The following is a 19,882-nucleotide window of genomic DNA, read 5'->3' on the forward strand; positions in this document are numbered from 1 at the left end:
TTTACATCTCTCCATATCAATTTAGTTATGAATTATCAAACTTAATGGTTAATCCAGTCTGTACTTCTTTCATATCCTGTTCTTTTTTGAGAAGAAGCTCTTCTGCTTCCTGGATAGTCACTTCTTCAAAATGAAGAGAATCCCCCGGTTTCAGCTGTGCTAGTCTTGGAATATCAGTCAGTATTACTTGTGCGATCCTTGGATACCCGCCTGTTGTCTGGCGATCAGCCATCAGGATCACTGGGTTGCCATCTGATGGCACCTGAACAGTCCCAAGAGCTACAGCTTCTGAAAGAATGTCTTTATTTTCATCTTTTTGTAAGAGCGGCCCCCTAAGCCTGTAACCCATTCGATCAGATTGAGGGTTGATTTTAAATTCTTTTTGAAAGAACTTTCTTTTAGCATTGTTGGTAAAAAGGTGAAAATGCGTACCCTTTATGACTCGAATAGGACCTTTTTCTTTTACCGGTATAAAAGGCTTTCTATTAATACTCCAGGTAGTGCTAATAAAGCGCTCACTCTGCCCTGATGCCAGGTAAGAAAAGACGCGGCCGTTCTTTTCATCTGTTTTCCCCGCCTTTAAAATGTCCCCTGCTTGCAAGGGTCGTCCATGAAAACCACCTATTTCAGCCCGTAAATATGTACTTTTACTATTCATAACCTCCGGAACGTTGATTCCTCCAGCACATGCTACGTATGCACGGCAACCCTCACTGCAGCTTCCCATCTTTACAACATTATTTTTCTTTACTAAAACAGGTTTTCCAAGGGGAAGAGACCTTCCCTCAATAGAAGGAGTGAAATTCCCACCAACTATGGCTATCACCGCGTCATTTTGGAACTCTAACACCGGTCCCTTCAACGTCATTTCTAATACTGCTTCATCTTCTCGATTACCCACAAGCATATTAGCGAGCCTAAGAGAATATGGATCCATTCCACCACTCACTATAAAACCTTGTCTTTGATAGCCATGTCTTCCAAGGTCCTGAACGGTTGTCAGGAGGCCCGGCTGAAGAATGTTAATACTCATTTTCCAACCTCCTCATAAACCTGATATTCTGCCTTTGATATAGGCTTAAAACGGACAATATCACCAGACTCTAATAAAGTAAGGGGATCACCTGCTGTATCAAACAACGATAAGGGTGTTCGGCCTATAATCTGCCACCCCCCCGGGGTTGATAAGGAATAGACGCCGGTTTGTGCACCTGCAATTCCTACCGATCCACTCGGCACACATGTCCGCGGATTGTCTAACCGGGGTGTGGAAATTTTCTCCGACATCCCACCTAAATATGGAAAGCCCGGGGCAAACCCAATCATATAAACTAAATAATTTTCACTGGAATGTATCTCTATGACTTCCTGAGGAGTAAGCCCATTATGAGTGGCCACATTTCCTAAATCCGGGCCAGTCTCCCCTCCATAATAAACAGGTATTTCAATTGTGCGTGGTTTATCCTCTGTCTCTTGATCAATAGCAGAGAGGAGCTTTTCTACCTTTTCTTTTACTAATTCAAATACAGGTTTATTACCTCGTGTTGTTTCAACCTGCATAGGGTTATAAAAAATAGTTACTCCTGTATAAGAAGGTATGTACTCTACCATTTCTGGCAGGGGCTGTTTTTCAAGTGAAAGAGATAATAGTCTTACCTTCTTGTGAATGGCTGGACAAAAAGAATCCCCAAAGGAGACAGTGACTGCCGTTTCATTTAGTGGATACACCTTTACTTCTGAACTTGATGAAGCTTGCATATATTTCCCCTCCTTTTCAGCTTTCTTAAATTCCGATTTACGGAACTTAAGATCCACAATACGGAACATATAAAAGTAATTATAATTGTGTGAAAATAAAATAACAAGTGCTGCCTTTAACAAACACATTCATAGCAATCTATTCCCCTTACAAAATAGTGATTTGAAGGAACTGCATTAATAACTGGTAAAAGAACCAGTCATCTTTATCCCTTAGCTCCCCTTCTGTGTTGCTCCATATGGAAATTTTTGCGAAGACACTCAAAATGTAATAAGAAATAAAAATAATGAAGTGAAAAAAAGCATATAAAAAAACCGCATGTAGAGATTGCACTGCGGTTTTTTAAACCCTCCTCCTATTTTTACTAAAATCCCTACATTCCAAGTAAATAAAAAGAAATCTATCGGACAAATTATTGTTAATATTACATATGCATAAAAAGCTCGGCAACTATAGACCGAGCTTACTATTATTGATTATTCAATACCGCATGATTCAGCTAAAATATCTACTACATGAACTCCTTGGACTTTCCCTTCTAAACCTGCCCTTTTGATTCCCAGCCTCATTTGCAACAAACAACCTGGGTTACTAGAGGCAATAGTAGTGGCTGTTGTTTCCTTCGCATATCCCATTTTTTTATCCAGTATTTTCATGGACTCCTCGTAATGTATAAGATTGTAAATTCCCCCAGAAGCACAGCACTCGTTACTTTTTTCCATCTCAATATATTCTGCTCCAGGAATCGAAGCTAATAATTCCTCAGGAGCCCCCGTCACTTTTTGGACATTCGTTAAGTGACAGGATGGCTGATAGGTGATTCTCCCTTTCCACTCCTTTTTAAAAGGAAGTGGGCCAAGCTCTACAAAAATCTCAGACACATCTTTTGATGCAGTGGAAAACCGTGAAGCCCTTTTCTTCCAATCAGGATCATCCTTTAATAAATGGTCATACTCCCGGAGGATAGCCCCACAGCCTCCCGCGTTATTAATAATATAATCAGCTTCTGTTTCTTCAAACGCTTTAATATTTTCTTTTGCAAGATCTTTAGAAATCGAACTGTAACCCTGGTGAGCGTGAAGCGCTCCACAGCAATTTTGCTTATTTGAAATATGAACCTCACAGCCAATGTGCCTTAATAATTCAATAGTTAAGCGGTTCGTTCTGTTTAAAACTGCCTCCGAAACGCAGCCGGTAAAAAAAGCAACTGTTGCTTTCTTTTCCATATAGGGTTCTAGTACCTTGCCTCTTTTCACCCTTTTTCCTGGCCCTTCCACTGAAGGCAATATTTTTTCAATTTCACCGATTGGTTCTGATATTTTTGAAAGTAGATTTGTCTTCCCAACAAGATTGCTTAGACCAGACCTTTGGTAAAGCCACGTTGCATTCCCCCCAGCCCGTATAAGTCCTGGCCGTGTAAATACCTGTCGCAGTAGAATTCCTTTCAAACCTTCTGCCTTTGTTGTTTGCTTTGTATCTTCTTCATACTCCTTAATCGTATCTTTGGCTGACTCAAGTATATGACCATAAGGTACGTTTACAGGGCAAGCTGTTTCACAGGCTCTGCAGCCAAGACATAAATCAATCGGTTCAGATAAATCTTGTGATAGATCAATCTTTCCCTCAGCCGCCATTTTCACCAGGTTAATTCTCCCTCGGGGAGATGCTGATTCTTTCCCCATGGACATGTAGGTAGGACAAGAAGGCAGGCAATAACCGCATTGAATACACTGGTTAGTCGCACGGTATGCTAAATCATAGAGCTGGTGTGAGTGTACCTTTTGTTCTTTTTCCCATTTCTTTGTTTCTTCCTGTGTTGCAGCCATTTATGTAAGCACCACCTTGATTTGTCCTTCTTTTGCAAACATTTTACCAGGATTTAAAACATTATTAGGATCCCATGCATGTTTAATAGATTTTAAGAGTGCAACCCCTTCTTTTCCGTATTCCCGTTCCAAATAAGGAGCTTTTAATGTTCCGATTCCATGTTCCCCTGACAAGGTTCCCCCTAGATCCAGTGCCGCCTGAAAGATATCACCCACAGCATCTTCTACCCGCTTCATCTCTTCTATGTTGGTTTTGTCTGTAATAATATTTGGGTGAAGGTTGCCATCTCCTGCATGTCCAAATACTACTAGATTTAAATGGTAGCGATCGCGAATGTCATTAAGCTTCTCCATCATTTCAGGAATTTTGCTTCGAGGAACTGTTGCATCTTCCGATATTTTAGTTGGACCGAGTTGAGTGATTGCCGGAGATACTTTTTTTCTCGCTGTCCATATATCGTTTCTTTCCTTTTCACTCTCCGCTACTTTAATTGTTAGTGCTCCAATTTCTTCACAGATTTCACGACTCTGCTCTATTTCCTCCTGAAGGGCCAGAGGATGTCCGTCAACTTCAAGTATCAACAAAGCTCCGGCGTTAACAGGAAGTCCGCTCGGTTCAAAATGTTCCACAGCGCGGATACAAGCATTGTCCATCAATTCCATTGCTGCGGGAAGAATTCCCTGAGAAAGAATTTTCGTAATAGCCCTCCCACAATCAACTGGATTGTGAAAGGTGGCCATCATTGTTTTTCTGTCTTTTGGTTTTGGAATCAGCCGGAGGGTTGCTTCTGTAACGATTCCAAGGAGGCCTTCGGAGCCGGTAATTAAGCGCGTTAGATCAAACCCTGTAACGTTCTTTACTGTTTTCCCTCCCACTCTGACAATTTCACCCGTAGGCGTGACCACTTCCATACCGATAACATATTCCTTTGTTGTTCCGTACTTTAGTCCTTTCGGACCGCTCGAATTTTCAAGTATGTTTCCCGCTATGGTAGAAACATGAGCACTGCTTGGGTCTGGCGGATAAAAAAGCCCGGCTTTCTCAGCTTCATTATGAATGTCAGAAGTAAGTACACCTGGAGATGTAATAGCAATCATATTTTCCTTATCAATAATCAGTTTGTCGCGCATCTGAGACATATCAAGAACCAAACCGCCTTCTACTGGCAGCGGCCCTCCACTTAAAGAGGTGGCAGATCCTCTTGGATAAAGAGGGAATACGTATTGATTGGCAAGCTTTACTATCTCGCTGATTTCCTGTGCACTTGACGGTTGGGCTACTCCTTCAGGTAGATATTCACCAAAAGAAGCATCAAAGCTATAACAGTAACGATCAGATAATTCAAAGTGCAGTTTATTTGTTGGTAAGATCTTTTTTAACTTATTTTTCACTTCTTCGTTCATTCAAAATACTCCTCTCTCACCACGTATACTTAATAGTAATAAAATTTTCTCACAAATAAAAAAATAAATCCCTATGAAGAAAAAAATCCCTCTTGAAAACTTTCAAGAGGAGTTCCATTCCGATTAGGAATGGAGATACATATTAATGGTTGTATCAATGAGAGAAGGAGCTCTGGCCAAATTGGTTACCTAAAAGCTGAATAGTGTAAAGCTCTTCTTCCTTGCTATACTTAGCTGCTGAGTTTATTTCCCTTACTATCTTACTATGCTTAGCGAGTGGGAAACGGCCTTAGTGTGAGGTAAACTTTTTACATTTCCCAGCCCTAACTATATTCAGTATGTTATTAAAGAAGGCATATTAATCAAATGATCAATACGCCTCAACGTTGTTTCTTCATAAGTGGCTCATTACTTCAAAAGCAACTTGATGTTAAGCATTGAAAATGCCTTTTTCACTCCTCCTCTTCATCTTAGCCCTATTACTTTTTATTTCGGTATAAATACATCGTCAGGGGAGCAAAGATCACAAGAAAAATAGCCGAGGCAAAAAACACCCATGCGATTGCTTCTCCAGTCACATTTCCGTGCATAAACCCTCGTACTGCATCTACAAGTAAGGAAATGGGGTTCACATCCACAAAGCTTTCAAGCCAGGAAGGTAACGTTTCCGGATCAACAAAGACATTACTTACAAACGTCAGTGGAAAAAGAAACATAAAACTAACCATCATGAGGGATTTTTCTGAACGCATGATGATACCCAGTGTCGTCCACACCCACGATAAACAGAAGCAGAAAATAAGGATCATGCCAACCGCTCCTAAAACTCCGATGAATCCACCTTCCGGCCGGAAGCCAAGAATAAAGCCAAGGCCTAACATAATGGCAGAAGCCCCAGAATACCGAATCATATCTACCAGAAGCGCGCCAACCAGCGCAGATGGCAACCAAATGGGCAGTGTCCTGAAACGGTCAAAAATACCTTTACGAATATCATTATTTAAATCGATACCTGTGTACATTGTAATTTGAGCTACCGTCATAACGAGAATACCTGGCAAGAGAAATTGGAGGTATTCACTGGTAGATCCAGCAATGGCTCCCCCAAATAGGTATGTAAACATAAGGAGAAAAATCACAGGAAATACTGTAACATCAAACAATTGCTCGGGCACATGCTTTATTCTTAGGAGGGCCCTTGATGAAAAGGTTAAAGAGGAAGAGAGTGCTGTAGGGCGTTCAGGCCGATTTCGCGAAGTAATGGCCTTTTGTAATTCTGCTTCTCTAATCTCATTTGGCTGGTTCATTTTCTTCCTCCTCTTTCACTTCCGCGTTTTCCCCTGTTAACGTAAGAAATACCTCATCGAGACTTGGTTTCCCTAATGAAAAGTCACTTACCTGGATGTTTTCATTCACTAACTCACCCAGGGATATGGCAACAAGTGATGCATCGCTCACCTGAGCAGACAAATTGCCCCCTTCAGAAGAAGAATGTATCGTAGTTTGAAGCTTATCTTGAAGAATTTCGATGGCTTTCTGCTTATCTTCCGATTGTTCAAGGTGAACATGAAGCGTTCCGGCTCCAACGGATGCTTTTAATTCACTGCTTGTGCCTTCTGCAATTATTTTCCCTTGATTGATCACGGCAATACGATCCGCCAGTTGGTCTGCTTCTTCTAAATACTGAGTGGTTAATAAAACAGTAGTACCTGCATTTACCAGGGTGCGGACGATTTCCCAAACCTGGTTACGACTTCTCGGATCAAGACCCGTAGTCGGCTCATCTAAAAATAAAAGATCCGGGGTAACAATGAGACTTGCTGCAATATCAATTCGCCGCCGCATTCCACCAGAATAATTTTTTACCTGCTTTTTCGCAGCGTCTTCAAGTCCAAAAGCGATAAGAAGTTCATTTGCTCGGGATTTTGCTTCCTTCCTCGAATAACCCGCAAGCTTAGAAAGGATAACGAGGTTTTCCACCCCGGTCAAGTCCTCGTCTATGGATGCATATTGTCCAGTTAAACTAATTCGCTCGCGTACCTTTGCTGCATCGGACACAACGTTATGCCCAAAAATGTGAGCTTCTCCTCCGTCAGGCTGCATTAACGTGGCAAGCATACGAATGGTTGTTGTCTTCCCTGCTCCGTTTGGTCCCAAAAACCCATAAACCATTCCTTTTGGAATAGCCAGATCCACTCCGTCCACAGCCCTTTGCTTGCCAAATACTTTTACAAGTCCTTTTGCCTCAACCGCAAAATCATTATTCACTATTCTCACCCCATTTGTTAGTAGTTCCTTAAAAACTACTCTGCACTGCTTACAACTATTTATCAATCCTCTGTTTAGTGGTTTATGATAATATTTCTCATTTATTACTTTGATCCATCAACAAAAAGTAAATTTTTTTGGAAAGCAGTCACTTTACTTTTTTTCTAACCGTTTTGTTTAAAGAATTAATATGAAGCTATCGCTTTTATTCTAGCTTAGTTTCTCTATTTTTCCGAGGGACCTTTTTTCAAGCTCCCTTCTCTGTTTTTTGAAAGAAACAAATACAACCTTGGTGAACAGTATGCTTGTTGATCGTTGCACAATAAATTTCCGCAAGACTCAAAACTATTATTTGTCAGCATATCTCTTCCTGCTCTTTCATAGTTATAAGCACAACTCTATCACTCACAGAAACAATCTCAAGTAGAGGAACAAATGATTTGGACCTTTTTCTTCGTCTGGTTATCCAGGCCAAACTTATTAGGGAGAGTGATCACATGATGTTATTGCATGCTATGAACTGGTCTATCTTTAAAGCGACTGGAACTGATTTATTGACCATGGGGGTCATTTTATTAACGATGATATCTTTAATTGCATACCAGATCTTTTTTAAAGATCCAAAAGAGGAATGAAAGTGTTACATAAGAGCGTATGTTCCTAAGAAAAGCCTTTGTTCTATGCATAAAGACAGAATGAAGTTTTTTTCCCATTGTGTTATCTGCACAGAAAAAGACAAAACATTCTCAATCCCTTGTCTGATGGAGGCATTTTCTATGTACAGATTTATGAATATAATTATTTATTACGTATGAGCCGCTTGACTGTTATTCCTGCTTCTCTTATAGGTTTTGTATAACGCCAGATCCGGCTTTCTTGTATATTCATATACTTATCCTTAAACAGTTCTTTTTGTTTCACTAACTCTTTCACTTCATCTTTTAGATTTTCATTTTCTTTATACAGCAGACTAATTTCATTTTTCATGTTTTTCATTTCATTTTCCAGTCTTTGTGTGGGTTTCAGCTCATTTTCTTTTTTGCTTACTTTCGTCGGTGTACTTGAGTAGGTAGAGAGAGTTTCTGACGAAGTAAACAACCCTGCGTGTAGTGGAAACACTTCTACTATGTCTTCAGTTTTCGACACTGGCATGGACTTAATTTTTTTTACTTGATTAGCATTGTTACTATCGCTGGCAGAATGAACGGTCCTTAGAAAAGTTGGATATTTGGAATCGATGATCGTCGGGCTGACAAAATCAACTTTGGAATGGACCCCGTTGTGATAAATTGTTGGTATCTCATTGCCTGTGTTCTTTGTAGCAGGATCGTATGTATTGATATAAGAAAGACCTAAAGCTATTTTAGGGGCATAATGCTTATGGATGGATATGTATTTTTGTAGTCGATCATCATACAACGCTGAAAAACCATTAGGAAATGTAACACAATATCCTTCAAACTGTGGATCAACGTATTGATTTAAACGTTCTATGAAATGAACAGATAAGCCATCATCATCATCTAAACGGGTCGTACTATATGTCAGGTCATGATTAAACCTTTTAAGCTCTTCTGTAAAACAGTCAAGGATAATATTATCAACAGTGTCATACGGAGGAAGAGAAATAACCTTAGCCCAGGGATATGGACGTAGTAAATCTTCTAATTTCTTAAGGTTTTTTTCTGGTAAAAGCTCAGAAGTCAAAACTAAGAGAGTAAAATTATCTGCTGTCGGTTCTATTGTTTGGTTAACCAATGATGGGAGAGTTACATTTTCAAACAGAAATTCATGTTGGGCTAAACGATTAGCATTAAAGAGTTGCTCTTTATAGTTATCGAACTCCTGCCTTCCGATTTGCCATTCTACCCCTTCTTTAGTTAATAAGCTGTATCGCATGATTACAAAATTATGTTTTTTCATAAAAATGCCTCCTTTTCCAATTCGTTTTACTAGTAAAGTGTCATCGAATACATAAAATTTATTATTGCATGACATTCTATTATAAATGATTCATAGAAAAAAGTACGCCCTATAAAACTGATTTCCAATAGAAAAGATGCCATAACCGCTTTGTTTTATTACCTGCCAGTTCTTAGGCTGCCAATTCCTCTATTAAAATAATGTGTAATTCTTCTACCTCAATTCCTGTGGCTGAATAAAAGCCTATATTAAAACTTCCGGATTTTTTTGTTTCTTTTATAATATCTTGTATAATTCTTATACCGTATTTCTCGATAAGATAATCAATCGCAAGAAAGCTTTGCCCATAAATATCTCCATTTTCTATTTTTTTCGCTTCGTCCCATGTTTTTTTATCCTTTATCTGACTAAAAGGAAGGATTTTCGTTTTCGATTCAACTTCACTATCATTTCCCACATATTCGCTTAACCCTTCTTCAAACCATATAGGAATCTCACTTTGGTCTATTCCTGCATCCTTGATTCTTTGTCTGAAGGCATAGTGAGTGTATTCATGCATAATAGTAGATTGGAGTTCAAATACAATCATTTTTTCTCCTGCAAGGATGGCTTCTTTATCATGCAGCAGGAATCCTATGAACTTTTCATCGTCTTTGTAGTACCCATCTGCATCTGTTACACCAGCCAGTTCTGTGAGTTCTTCTTGAGCACCTAATACTACAGCATCTACCTGTCTTTTATTATAGCTTCCTAGAAGTTGTTCATTTTTTCTCATCGCCTGTTTAAAGGCATCCTTAGTTAGAGAAAGGATTTCCTCCTCTTTTTGAGGATAATAAATGTGAACATGACCATACACTGCTTTTTCTCTCTTGTGCTTAATTTCCTTTTCTTTTTCACGATCAAAAGTTTCGGCAGTTGAGGACTGTAAAAATTCACGTTGAAACTGATCATTCTCTATGGGAAGCATCGCAAAAATGCCTCCTGCCATTATGGCTCCAGAGAGAATAATACTTGTTATCTTTACTTCTTTTCTCATAGGCTTTTCCCTCGTTATCAATTAAGTAGTAGGTAACCTTTCAACTATTATTTTTTGTAGCATGTATACCCTCAGTTTTAAATCAATAACTTGTTTCTATAGAATGATCCTTTTTTGCTATGTAAGTTCTCATACTTTATACCCTCATTTCTGCCTTCCCTATTAAAAGCCGACTATCTTTTCTAGTTTACTGAAAGCACTTAGTTTCGATAAGACGAGTAAAGAGCTGTCTTTATTAAGAAATTTCATTTTCTTTGTATATAGGGACAGAATTATATCAGATGACATAAAATCATGTCCTCTTTCCGACTACAAGTGCAAAAGAAGTCGAATGGCCCTTTTTCCCCTGTATTTCCCATGGTAGGATAAAACAAAAGAGGACGGAACAATTGACCGTCAGTACAAACCGTTACATGAAAGGGGAAAGATCTGATGAATCTACCGATTCCGATTCTTTGCAAAGGAGACCGTATAGTTTTCCATTCAGGAAACATCTATGAAATTGAGCTTTCAGCGGTCACCGGGTTATATCATTCCTCTTCTATTCGTCTGAATTGGATAAACAAACCACTAGTATATTTTCCTAAGGATGATGAGTTCCAGGGAAAACGATGGGAAAACCTCCGCCAGCTTCAATCATGGGCTGAAGAACATGCTGACTCTATTTCCAGCATTGAAAAAACAGAAAGAAGCCAGCCTATTCCTGCCTACGCAACCTTGTCTACTGAGGAAGCTCATCATGAGGCACTTCGAGAAGAAGTCGATAGATCAAGACTTCAAGCTTTCCTTACCCAATTCTCATAATCATATTGAAAACAACCCAGCCACTTGACTGGGTTGTTTATTGTTTTATTATTCTTCACTTTGCTTGTTTTTCTTTTTATTTTTCTGGGATTTATCTTCTTTGTCTTTAGAAGAGGACGTTGAGGATTTTTTCTTGCTGCTTTTCTTTCCTTTAGGTTTCTCCCCATTTTCCAAGATTTCTTCTACTTTTTCATTTTTAGTTTTTCCTTTAGACTTCTTGGAGCTCTTTTTCCCTTTTTCTTCTTCCTTATTATCTTTGTTTTTCTCCTGCTGGGATTCCTCAGACTCTCCTTCTTCCTCTTCATTGTCGCCGGTGTCCTCGTCTCCTTCGGACTCCTCAGACTCTTCTTCCTCTTCACTGTCATCGGTGTCCTCGGACTCGTTAGACTCCTCAGACTGTTCTTCAGCCTCTTCGCTGTCGTCGGTGTCCTTGGCCTCTTCAGCCCCCTCAGACTCTTCTTCTTCCTCTTCACTGTCGTCTGCGTCCTCGGACGCATCGGACTCCTCAGACTCTTCTTCCTCTTCACTGTCGTCGGTGTCCCCGTCACTTTCGGACTCCTCAGACTCTTCTTCGTCCTCTTCACTGTCGTCGGTGTCCCCGTCTCCTTCGGACTCCTCAGACTCTTCTTCCTCTTCACTGTCGTCGGTGTCCCCGTCACTTTCGGACTCCTCAGACTCTTCTTCTTCCTCTTCACTGTCGTCGGTGTCCCCGTCACTTTCGGACTCCTCAGACTCTTCTTCTTCCTCTTCACTGTCGTCGGTATCCCCGTCTCCTTCGGAATCCTCAGACTCTTCTTCCTCTTCACTGTCGCCGGTGTCCCCGTCACTTTCGGACTCCTCAGACTCTTCTTCTTCCTCTTCACTGTCGTCGGTGTCCCCGTCTCCTTCGGACTCCTCAGACTCTTCTTCCTCTTCACTGTCGTCGGTGTCCCCGTCACTTTCGGACTCCTCAAACTCTTCTTCGTCCTCTTCGTTGTCGTCTGCGTCCTCGTCTCCTTCGGACTCCTCAGACCCTTCTTCTTCCTCTTCACTGTCGCCGGTGTCCTCGTCTCCTTTGGACTCCTCAGACTCTTCTTTGGCCTCTTTGTTGCCGCCTGTGTTCTCACCCTCTTTGGACTTCTCAGACGGTTCTTCTTCTACATTTTCCTCTGAAGAACTTCTTTCCTCTTCCCTCTCTTCACCAGAATCCTTTTCTGAAGTGTCTTCAGAAACCAGTTCATTTTTCTTAGGCTTTGAAGCTTCATACCTATGCTTTTTTAGTGAATCCTTTTTTTTCTTTTTCGACTTCTTATTGTTGTCTTCTTTTTCCTCAGAGCCTGAACTTTCTTCAGAGGTTTCTTCTAAGAAAGCTATTTTTGTTACGAGATAAAGGTTAATGGCAGAAGTACTTCCTTCATGTATGAGCCACTGTTCATCCCTGTTTGTTATTTGATCCAAGAGTTCCTGTTGAGATTCTCCTTTTATTTTTAATGTCTTATAATTATCATTATCAAAATAAAACCTTACTTTAAACGTTTTCATTGTCTGACCTCCCTAATTAAATGTAAACTTTCTAGTCAATTACCTTCCCGCACCACGTTGTAAACCTCGAAGAATATTTTTTGAATATTCTACATTTCAGTAATTTCGAAGAGCATTCAGTTACATTTTAAGAAGAAAACAAAAAAACGCCCGCTTAAGGGCGTTTTCAAAAACGAACCACCTGTACTTACAGGAATGTCCACTCGCTTACTGTATCCAATTTTCTGTATAATCAACGGTTGAGTGCCCTCTTTCTATAATTAGGTTACGGTTTAACAAGACCCATATGCCTTTTGATTGCCCGCACATGTTCACTTTCTTCTCTATTCATAAGCACGAGTCCCAGATCTATTACTTTGCTTACTTGTTTCTTTTGGGACGTTCCTAATATGTACCGAGTCGAAGTTTCAAAATAGGACGCTAAAAATTCTATCTTATCCAGGCTTAAGGACCTCTCATTTTGCTCTACTTCCTGGTACTCCTCGGGGGTAAGACCCAATCCTTCAGCTACCTCTTTTTTCGTTAAGCCGTATTCAATCCGTAATTTCTGCAATCTTTCGCCATACATTTTTTATCCAGCCTCCTTTTTCGTCTATTTTACCTGAAAAAGGTAGAAAATTGTAGAAAAATTATAAATTTATCAAAAGAAATTATGAACAGGAGTAAAATGTTTACAAAACGGGTAACGGTAAATTAAGGAGGGAGTACCAATGAGTAAGCCATTGCGTTGCCGCTTAGGCTTTCACAAGTATGAATTTATAGAATGGAACGAATTTGTGACAAAACCAGACAACGATCCTGGTACGGTCGTCAATCAAAAAGAGAGCGGCAAGTATGAGTGTGAGCTTTGCGGGAAACGAAAGGATGTTCTTACTCCTGTAGGTAAACCAAAAGAAGAAAAAAGAAAAATTTAATACACGGATCGCTCTGTCCCTGATGTAAAAAAGGGACAGAGATGTTTTATCGCCAAGAAGTAAGGGATTTTACATTTCCTTCTTTAAATCCTGGTAAATATGGGTTTCTAGATTTCTGTCTTTTTGGTCATCGGCACAATCGTGACAATAATAGTGTTTTCTAGTTTGATAAAAATAAACAAGTTCCCCCTGTTCAAAATCCTTAAAACATGAGTAACAGTAAAAACTTTGTGCTTTTTTAAAGTTGGCCATTCTAAACACCTCTCTTCCATCCATCTCCATCTTGCTTAGTTTACATAACCTTGCAGCCATATAAAAAAGCCGAAAAGAAGAATACTTCTTTTCGGCTTTACGTCTAGCTTTTTGTCTAGCTCATTTCCGCCTGTTTTTATTCAAATGTACGGGATCTAAAATAAGGGTGACAATACTTCTATCGAGATTAAAATCCCAATCTACAAAGATATCTTTAAGCTTCGTATTTAAAAGCAGCTCGAAACGTCTTCCCTGATTTAGCTTTCTCTTTTCTAATTTCCGCTTGGCCACTTTTAAATTTTCTTCTTTTCCTAAGCTGATTAATTCTTTTTCTATAGGAACAAGTATCCCTTCCCTGACAATCATGAATGTTAGATCGTTTACTTTATTAGAGTGAATTTTTTCTGGTGCTTTTTGTGCTTCTATGCTTACAGAAATCATTTCCTGTTCAATTGCTTCTTTTTCTTTATACTCGCCTACAAGATAGGCATCTTCATCTTTTTCGGAAGTAATCCCCATAAAGATTCCGGTCTTATTGGCCAAATTCCAATCATAGTAAAATTCTTTTATTTCCAAGTCTGTGACTGCGTAAACATAGGTTTTAATTTCTGGAATTAATGTGGCCACCACCCGTTCTCTCAGGTGTTGAACAGACATTTCATCGTTTTCACCAAGCAATACTTTTTCCATAGGCCCTAAAAAATCTTCCACATAAATAGTGAAATAAGGATGGGAAAAAGTCACATAAATTGCCTTTGGACCTTTACCAAAATGATCACGGATTAATCTTCCTACGTAACTTGCAATTTTGTTTTCCTGCGACACGCCGGTTCACTCCATCTCACTTTTTGATAAAAGCATTTTTTCTTTTATCCTTTTAGTATGAGTTTTCACCGGCAAGCCATTCAGTAAACATGAATTCTAATATTGTATCACAATTAGACATCTTTACAAAGACCTTGAAAAAATTTCACACTATTCCACAAACTCGATCCTTCTATTTTGAGTAAGAATGTATGGGTCTTTATTGGGTATGCTAAAAAACGTTCAAGTTGGTAACTCTTCGGAATACTACTTCTATGTAAAAGAGGTGATTTCCTGCTATGCTTCTGGAACACGTCATAGTAAAATCCTTTGTTCTTTTTATTATTTTATATGTAATCGCCCGTATCCTTAATAAGAAGTTCATCGCTCAAATGACCTTCTTTGACTTTGTGGCCGCTATTACCATCGGGTCGATGGTTGCTACTGTCACATTTACGCAACAGATTCCACTACTAATCGGTATTGCCGGGGTTGTCCTTTTTTCTCTGTTGGCTCTTATTTCTGACATCCTTGCCATTAAGAGCTTTCATATGCGTACGGTAGATGACTTATTAGCGAACTTGCGTAAAAGAGGAGATTTTTATTTACATGAAATCGAGGGGGCGATGATGGAAACCGATGGGACAATAAGTGTCCTGAAAAAGCCTCAATCCCACTTCGTGAACCGGGAAGACATGAAAGTAACAAAATTGTCAAAGGGAATGCCGCAGACCTTTATTTTGAATGGCAAGCTTCTCCCCTACAGCTTAGAAGCAATGGGAAAAGATAAAAAGTGGGCCGATAATATATTAAAAGAGCATGGGATCAAAAACATGAGAGACGTGTTTGTGGCTCAAGTTGATTCTTCTGGCATGGTGTACATTGATACACGCGATGACTCTTTCACTCCTATTATTAAGCCCACTTAAAAAGGCCGCAGGGGCGGCCCTTATTCTTCATCATACCCAAGCACTGAATCGGTCTCGTTTGTGTCAAGATACCTTTCATATTTTTCATGCGCAGTGCCGACTCCGGTAAAACGTCCGTCAAGGCCTGCCTGCAAAAAACCTTCTACCTCTTCCACGTACCCTACGTTTTCATCAGATTCCACATACATTTCGTTATAACTCTTTGCCGTTTCATAAAAATCAGATGGCGATTCAGAAGAACCATATCGTTCTACTTCTTGCCAGGCATCTTCAGCATCAAAAAAGGTTTCACTTTCGTTTTCATCATATTCAAATTGCCCGAATGCAGGCTTTATTATATCTTCTTCTACAGGGCGTTCATTATTTGTATATATTTCATGAGGGGCATGCTTGATACAAGTAGTTGTCGTAGGAAGAGCTTCCAATCGTTCATCTGAAATAGGCCCTCCGCACACCTCACACCGTCCAAACGTATCTTCTTCTAATGCTTTTAAGGCCCTTTGAACATCCTTTAATTCTTGTTCAGCATGTTCATTTAATGCAATATCTTTTTCTCTTTCATATAATTCTGTTCCTAAATCTCCTGGATGATTATCATAACTAGACAATTCATCCATTGATTCATGGACAAGCTCCAATTCATTGCCAAAGTGGTACTTGTTTAATCTGGCCTTTAGCTCTTTTTCTTCTTCTTTCAATTCATAATAAATCTGCTGAAGCTTTTTTCTTTCCACTGTTTTCACCCCCTTGAATGATAAATTTCCCCTTTAAGTTATTGATTCACTTGCACGAGGAAAGTGACTGTCGTTTCTTATCATGTCTCAGTTACAGCATTTTACGACTTTTAATGATTTCCGGAGGGGATAAATCCTTCCAAGGAGGTTGTGAATATAAAATAAAAAGACCCTTACATTGTAAGGATCTATTGTTATATCACCGGCCAAATAAGCGTTGGAAAAAGGAAGGCTTTTTATCTGTTTCTTGTTCTTCGGACTTTTCATCTTCAATGAAGATTTCTTCATTATCAACAGCTATGTCACTCGCCAAAAGAAGACCGATATCAGTGTTGGAATCATGGTCTGTGACTCTTTGGGCATGAATTCCATTCTCACTGGCAAGCCTTGTATATTCACTCACAGCCTTGTGCCCAATCAAGCCATTGACAAGTAAATGAGCGTCCGGGTATTTCTTTATCATTTCTTCAACTTCTGGATACGTTCCTTTTTTCATTACCTGTTCTTTTGTTAAAGCAATAAGTACTCTTTCCCGGAATGTACCTAAAAATCTCCGTTGTTCGTCTGGATTTACTCTTCTGCTCCCATGAATACCTTCCTGGATATAATCATTTACATCCCGTGAACTCAATGAATATTCACTCCCTTTTATCCTGGTGTTATTTCCCTTTGCGCCACAATTCCCTGATCATTTTTCTAAGTTGATCCTGGTATTCAAGGGATAATATCTCAGCCCCTTCTTCAATTAGCCCAGCGTAATATTTCGACGGAGGTATATCTGTTTCAGCTTTATCTTTTATCGTATAGGTTTCAGCTTTTACCCATTCATTTGATTCGAGCCTTTTTACATGCACAGGTATACGATCGTATACGAGGGGGTATCCTTCTCTAATATCAAGCTCTTCAAACCCAGGCACTTCAAAAAGGGCGCCTTCTACGGTTTTTCCTTCTTCAAATATAATATCTGCCACTCCCCCTTCGCGTTTATGGGAAAAAGCGCGAAAGCCGAACGTATAATCATGGAGAAGCGCTGGTCCAAGACGTTTCCCATCTACCGTTCTTTTAATATCATTTACATTCATACAGGAGCCATACGCAAAATAATAAGGCACGTTGATACCACCTTTCCTATTATGCACCAAGGAGATTTGAAAACTTAATAAAAAACAGGAAAATTATAAGGATGGATAACAGCAAACTGAATTGAAACAGCTTATCTCCTGCTTCTTTATTTTCTTTGTTTTCCTTTTCTGCTGACAGTAATAACCTGATTTGTTTAGAAGTCAGTCCTAGAAAGGCACTGATAGCGACCCAGTTTACCAATACCACCACCGTCCATAAAGATAACCAGTTATCTGTAAGAATGATTCCGGTAATGAAAGCAATGATTATTCCGGCATGAGCCCCATGGATAATACCCCGGTAAATTTTAAAAAGGGGTAGTCTGTAGGATCCATCTACTCCCTTATACAAAAAAGGCAATGGTATGAGCAAGAAGAAGAAAATTGAAATCACCCAATGCAAAATATAGCTTGTTAAATACAACAACATAGACTTTTCCACCTCACTTCCTTTACCACTATAACAGATAAAAAAATCCTCATAAATATAATTCCATCTTTTTATTTTTCTGTGATAAAATAATGAAGGACCAATTAAGACAGAGGTGAAGAAAATGCCTACGGATCTATTCATGTGGTTCATCGTATTGTGGTCTATATTCTTGACGGTAATGATGTTTATCGGGGGATACTTTATGTTCAGAAAGTTTCTGAAACGTTTCCCTAAAGAAGATGGAAAATCAATCTTGGACTGGCAGGATTATTATATCGAGCAAACCCGCCATCTGTGGCCGGAAGATAAAAAAATGCTATTAGAAGAACTGGTCTCTCCCGTCCCTGAATTGTTTAGAGATGTAGCCAGGGAAAAAATTGCCGGGAAAATCGGTGAGCTTGCACTTAAAGAACAAGTTGACACCATTGATGAAGATTTAATTATTCGCGGCTACATTATAGCCACTCCTAAACGAGACCATAAATTTCTCCGTGCTAAGCTTAAAGAAAAGAAAGTGGATCTACAGCCCTACAGTCACCTGTTCTAGTTTCTGATAAAAAAAGATGCTGGGACAAAACTCAGCTAATCGAGTAGGAGGAGGTGACTAACCTCCGTCCTCTCACACCACCGTGCGTACGGTTCCGTATACGGCGGTTTCATAAAATTCTAACGTTAATTCAATGATTTCAAACCCATACGCTGCCAATAATGGTCATTGAGTGTGCGATGGAGAATAGGGCTGCTGGCTATACGCCAGTAGCCTTTTCTTGTGTTTCCCCATTCCAAGGCTTTCGCCTTTGTCACTCCCAGTGCCATCAGATTCTTCACCTTTGTTTTGGGCAGCTTCCATTCCTTCCATCGAATCATTCGGAGTCTTCTTCTCAACCATTCCATCAGTCTTTTGAAAATGGATGGCGTTTCTGCCAACTGAAAGTAGTTATACCATCCTGTAAGAAATGTATTGATTTTCTCAATTCGGTATTTCATATCGGTACTCCATTTTCGACTTGTCAGTTGACGCAGACGTTCCTTAGCCTTATGAACCGAATCATTATGGACACGCACTCTAGCCTTACCTTTCACCGAAGGTGTAAAGCTGAATCCGAGAAACTTACGTTTCCACGGGCGGCTCACCGCACTTTTCTCTCGGTTTACCTTGAGTTTTAACGTCTTTTCGATGAAAGTTGTCATATTCCTGAGGATTCGCTCGGCGGCTCGTTTAGAACCTGCATATATTTGGCAGTCATCGGCAAACCGAACGAAGCGAAGCCCTCTGGATTCCAATTCTTTATCCAGTTCATCGAGCACAATATTAGAAAGGAGTGGGCTTAATGGACTTCCCTGTGGTGTTCCTTTTCGGTTTGGGGTCGTGAGCCCACCTTCCATAATGCCTGCTTGGAGGTATTTTCGGATAAGACGAAGCACCCGGGGGTCTTTAATGCGGAAGCTTAGCGTTCGCATCAACCGGTCATGGTTAACCTGGTCGAAGAATTTCTCGAGGTCGATGTCTATCACCCAGGTGTACCCCTCATTGATATAGGCTTTCGCCTGTCTCACCGCATCATGTGCTCGCTTTCCTGGTCGGAACCCATAGCTTTGCGGAGAAAACTTAGGGTCATACATCGATTGAAGATAGAGGTTGAGCGCTTGTTGGATCGTACGATCCATCACCGTAGGGATACCTAACTTCCGTTTGCCTCCGTTCGTTTTCGGGATTTCGATTCGACGGACGGGAGACGGTTGGTACGTACCCTTCAGAAGTTGGTCGTGGATGGTGTCCCATTCTTCCGAAATCTGAGCTTTCAGTTCGGAAGTGGGAACTCCATCAACGCCGTGACTTCCTTTATTCTTTGTCACCTTGTAGTAGGCGGCATTCAGATTGTTTCGGTGTAGAATGTGTTCCAACATGTTGCTCACCCTCCACGTGACCATTTCGTTCTTTTGTGTGGCGACCATCCTCCACCCTACCTGCGCCCTCGAAGACTTCACTTCTCTTTCGTAGGTAGTTGGTCTATTCTGTGTCAGCGGATGACGCGTACGCCAGGGAAATGGTACTCATTTTATGATTCAGCCCTTCCCTTACCTTCCGGAAGGTAAGGTACTATGGCTTCGGCTGACTTCTGATGGTTCAGCGATTCTTTGAGAATCGGTTAC

General features: G+C 40.1%; 22 protein-coding genes. 5 read left to right on the plus strand and 17 right to left on the minus strand.

Translation table 11 applies throughout. From position 1 onward, the window contains the following. Positions 1–25: 25 nt before the first annotated feature. The 6 genes from CEF17_RS08805 to CEF17_RS08835 form a co-directional block, all read right to left on the minus strand. Complete coding sequence (locus CEF17_RS08805; protein WP_100399206.1) at positions 26–1,033, minus strand: 5-oxoprolinase subunit C family protein; 1,008 nt, start codon at positions 1,031–1,033, stop codon at positions 26–28. Further along, positions 1,030–1,758: a 5-oxoprolinase subunit PxpB gene (gene pxpB / locus CEF17_RS08810; protein WP_100400859.1), complete on the minus strand. Its 729-nt coding sequence runs from the start codon at positions 1,756–1,758 to the stop codon at positions 1,030–1,032. Before pxpB ends, CEF17_RS08805 begins: the two co-directional genes overlap by 4 nt. 477 nt (positions 1,759–2,235) lie before the next feature. Then, positions 2,236–3,585: a (Fe-S)-binding protein gene (locus tag CEF17_RS08820; protein ID WP_100399208.1), complete on the minus strand. Its 1,350-nt coding sequence runs from the start codon at positions 3,583–3,585 to the stop codon at positions 2,236–2,238. Continuing rightward, positions 3,586–4,989: an FAD-binding oxidoreductase gene (locus CEF17_RS08825; protein ID WP_100399209.1), complete on the minus strand. Its 1,404-nt coding sequence runs from the start codon at positions 4,987–4,989 to the stop codon at positions 3,586–3,588. A gap of 479 nt (positions 4,990–5,468) precedes the next feature. Beyond that, positions 5,469–6,296, minus strand: a complete 828-nt coding sequence (locus tag CEF17_RS08830; protein ID WP_100399210.1) for an ABC transporter permease — start codon at positions 6,294–6,296, stop codon at positions 5,469–5,471. Then, positions 6,280–7,257, minus strand: coding sequence for an ATP-binding cassette domain-containing protein (locus CEF17_RS08835; RefSeq protein ID WP_232725475.1), 978 nt, complete (start codon positions 7,255–7,257; stop codon positions 6,280–6,282). Before CEF17_RS08835 ends, CEF17_RS08830 begins: the two co-directional genes overlap by 17 nt. 497 nt (positions 7,258–7,754) lie before the next feature. On the opposite strand from CEF17_RS08835, the gene CEF17_RS20000 reads away from it, so the two are divergent. Beyond that, entirely contained in the window at positions 7,755–7,892 is a 138-nt protein-coding gene (locus tag CEF17_RS20000; protein ID WP_157842994.1) for a hypothetical protein, read from the plus strand. 163 nt (positions 7,893–8,055) lie between these two features. On the opposite strand, the gene CEF17_RS08840 is transcribed toward CEF17_RS20000, so the two are convergent. Both CEF17_RS08840 and CEF17_RS08845 read right to left on the minus strand, forming a co-directional pair. Beyond that, positions 8,056–9,180, minus strand: coding sequence for a glycosyltransferase (locus CEF17_RS08840; protein WP_157842995.1), 1,125 nt, complete (start codon positions 9,178–9,180; stop codon positions 8,056–8,058). Between the two features lie 172 nt (positions 9,181–9,352). After that, positions 9,353–10,216, minus strand: a complete 864-nt coding sequence (locus CEF17_RS08845; RefSeq protein WP_100399213.1) for a collagenase — start codon at positions 10,214–10,216, stop codon at positions 9,353–9,355. 432 nt (positions 10,217–10,648) lie between these two features. Here CEF17_RS08845 and CEF17_RS08850 point away from each other — a divergent pair, with 432 nt between their 5' ends. Next, the gene (locus CEF17_RS08850; protein ID WP_100399214.1) at positions 10,649–11,020 is read left to right on the plus strand and encodes a hypothetical protein; all 372 of its coding nucleotides are present in this window, start codon (positions 10,649–10,651) and stop codon (positions 11,018–11,020) included. 48 nt (positions 11,021–11,068) lie between these two features. On the opposite strand, the gene CEF17_RS08855 is transcribed toward CEF17_RS08850, so the two are convergent. Both CEF17_RS08855 and CEF17_RS08860 read right to left on the minus strand, forming a co-directional pair. Then, complete coding sequence (locus CEF17_RS08855; protein WP_100399215.1) at positions 11,069–12,541, minus strand: hypothetical protein; 1,473 nt, start codon at positions 12,539–12,541, stop codon at positions 11,069–11,071. Between the two features lie 265 nt (positions 12,542–12,806). Continuing rightward, on the minus strand, positions 12,807–13,109 hold the full coding sequence (locus tag CEF17_RS08860) for a helix-turn-helix domain-containing protein (RefSeq protein WP_100399216.1): 303 nt from the start codon (positions 13,107–13,109) through the stop codon (positions 12,807–12,809). Between the two features lie 142 nt (positions 13,110–13,251). Between CEF17_RS08860 and CEF17_RS08865 the strand changes: the two genes are divergently transcribed. After that, the gene (locus CEF17_RS08865; protein WP_054637223.1) at positions 13,252–13,455 is read left to right on the plus strand and encodes a hypothetical protein; all 204 of its coding nucleotides are present in this window, start codon (positions 13,252–13,254) and stop codon (positions 13,453–13,455) included. 69 nt (positions 13,456–13,524) lie between these two features. Here CEF17_RS08865 and CEF17_RS20610 read toward each other — a convergent pair whose 3' ends face one another. Both CEF17_RS20610 and CEF17_RS08875 read right to left on the minus strand, forming a co-directional pair. Next, positions 13,525–13,767, minus strand: a complete 243-nt coding sequence (locus CEF17_RS20610) for a hypothetical protein (protein WP_232725476.1) — start codon at positions 13,765–13,767, stop codon at positions 13,525–13,527. A 60-nt stretch (positions 13,768–13,827) separates the two neighbouring features. Beyond that, entirely contained in the window at positions 13,828–14,532 is a 705-nt protein-coding gene (locus CEF17_RS08875; protein WP_100399218.1) for a Na-translocating system protein MpsC family protein, read from the minus strand. Between the two features lie 278 nt (positions 14,533–14,810). On the opposite strand from CEF17_RS08875, the gene CEF17_RS08880 reads away from it, so the two are divergent. Beyond that, positions 14,811–15,440 carry a YetF domain-containing protein gene (locus tag CEF17_RS08880; protein WP_100399219.1) on the plus strand — a complete coding sequence of 210 codons (630 nt, stop codon included), beginning with the start codon at positions 14,811–14,813 and terminating at the stop codon, positions 15,438–15,440. Between the two features lie 20 nt (positions 15,441–15,460). Here CEF17_RS08880 and CEF17_RS08885 read toward each other — a convergent pair whose 3' ends face one another. The 4 genes from CEF17_RS08885 to CEF17_RS08900 form a co-directional block, all read right to left on the minus strand. Continuing rightward, positions 15,461–16,174, minus strand: coding sequence for a TraR/DksA C4-type zinc finger protein (locus CEF17_RS08885; RefSeq protein WP_100399220.1), 714 nt, complete (start codon positions 16,172–16,174; stop codon positions 15,461–15,463). A gap of 199 nt (positions 16,175–16,373) precedes the next feature. Then, positions 16,374–16,805 carry a YueI family protein gene (locus CEF17_RS08890; protein WP_157842996.1) on the minus strand — a complete coding sequence of 144 codons (432 nt, stop codon included), beginning with the start codon at positions 16,803–16,805 and terminating at the stop codon, positions 16,374–16,376. Positions 16,806–16,833: 28 nt separating this feature from the next. Continuing rightward, positions 16,834–17,286 (minus strand): gamma-glutamylcyclotransferase family protein, encoded by a 453-nt coding sequence (locus CEF17_RS08895; protein ID WP_100399222.1) that lies wholly within the window; start codon positions 17,284–17,286, stop codon positions 16,834–16,836. A 19-nt stretch (positions 17,287–17,305) separates the two neighbouring features. Continuing rightward, on the minus strand, positions 17,306–17,725 hold the full coding sequence (locus CEF17_RS08900) for a hypothetical protein (RefSeq protein WP_100399223.1): 420 nt from the start codon (positions 17,723–17,725) through the stop codon (positions 17,306–17,308). Between the two features lie 124 nt (positions 17,726–17,849). Between CEF17_RS08900 and CEF17_RS08905 the strand changes: the two genes are divergently transcribed. Beyond that, positions 17,850–18,275 (plus strand): DUF2621 domain-containing protein, encoded by a 426-nt coding sequence (locus CEF17_RS08905; RefSeq protein ID WP_054637214.1) that lies wholly within the window; start codon positions 17,850–17,852, stop codon positions 18,273–18,275. A gap of 125 nt (positions 18,276–18,400) precedes the next feature. Here CEF17_RS08905 and ltrA read toward each other — a convergent pair whose 3' ends face one another. After that, positions 18,401–19,636, minus strand: coding sequence for a group II intron reverse transcriptase/maturase (gene ltrA / locus CEF17_RS08910; protein WP_100400860.1), 1,236 nt, complete (start codon positions 19,634–19,636; stop codon positions 18,401–18,403). Positions 19,637–19,882: the final 246 nt, after the last annotated feature.

Source organism: Bacillus sp. FJAT-44742, assembly GCF_002797315.1.
In the GTDB taxonomy this organism is placed as follows: Bacteria; Bacillota; Bacilli; order Bacillales; family Marinococcaceae; genus Thalassorhabdus; species Thalassorhabdus alkalitolerans.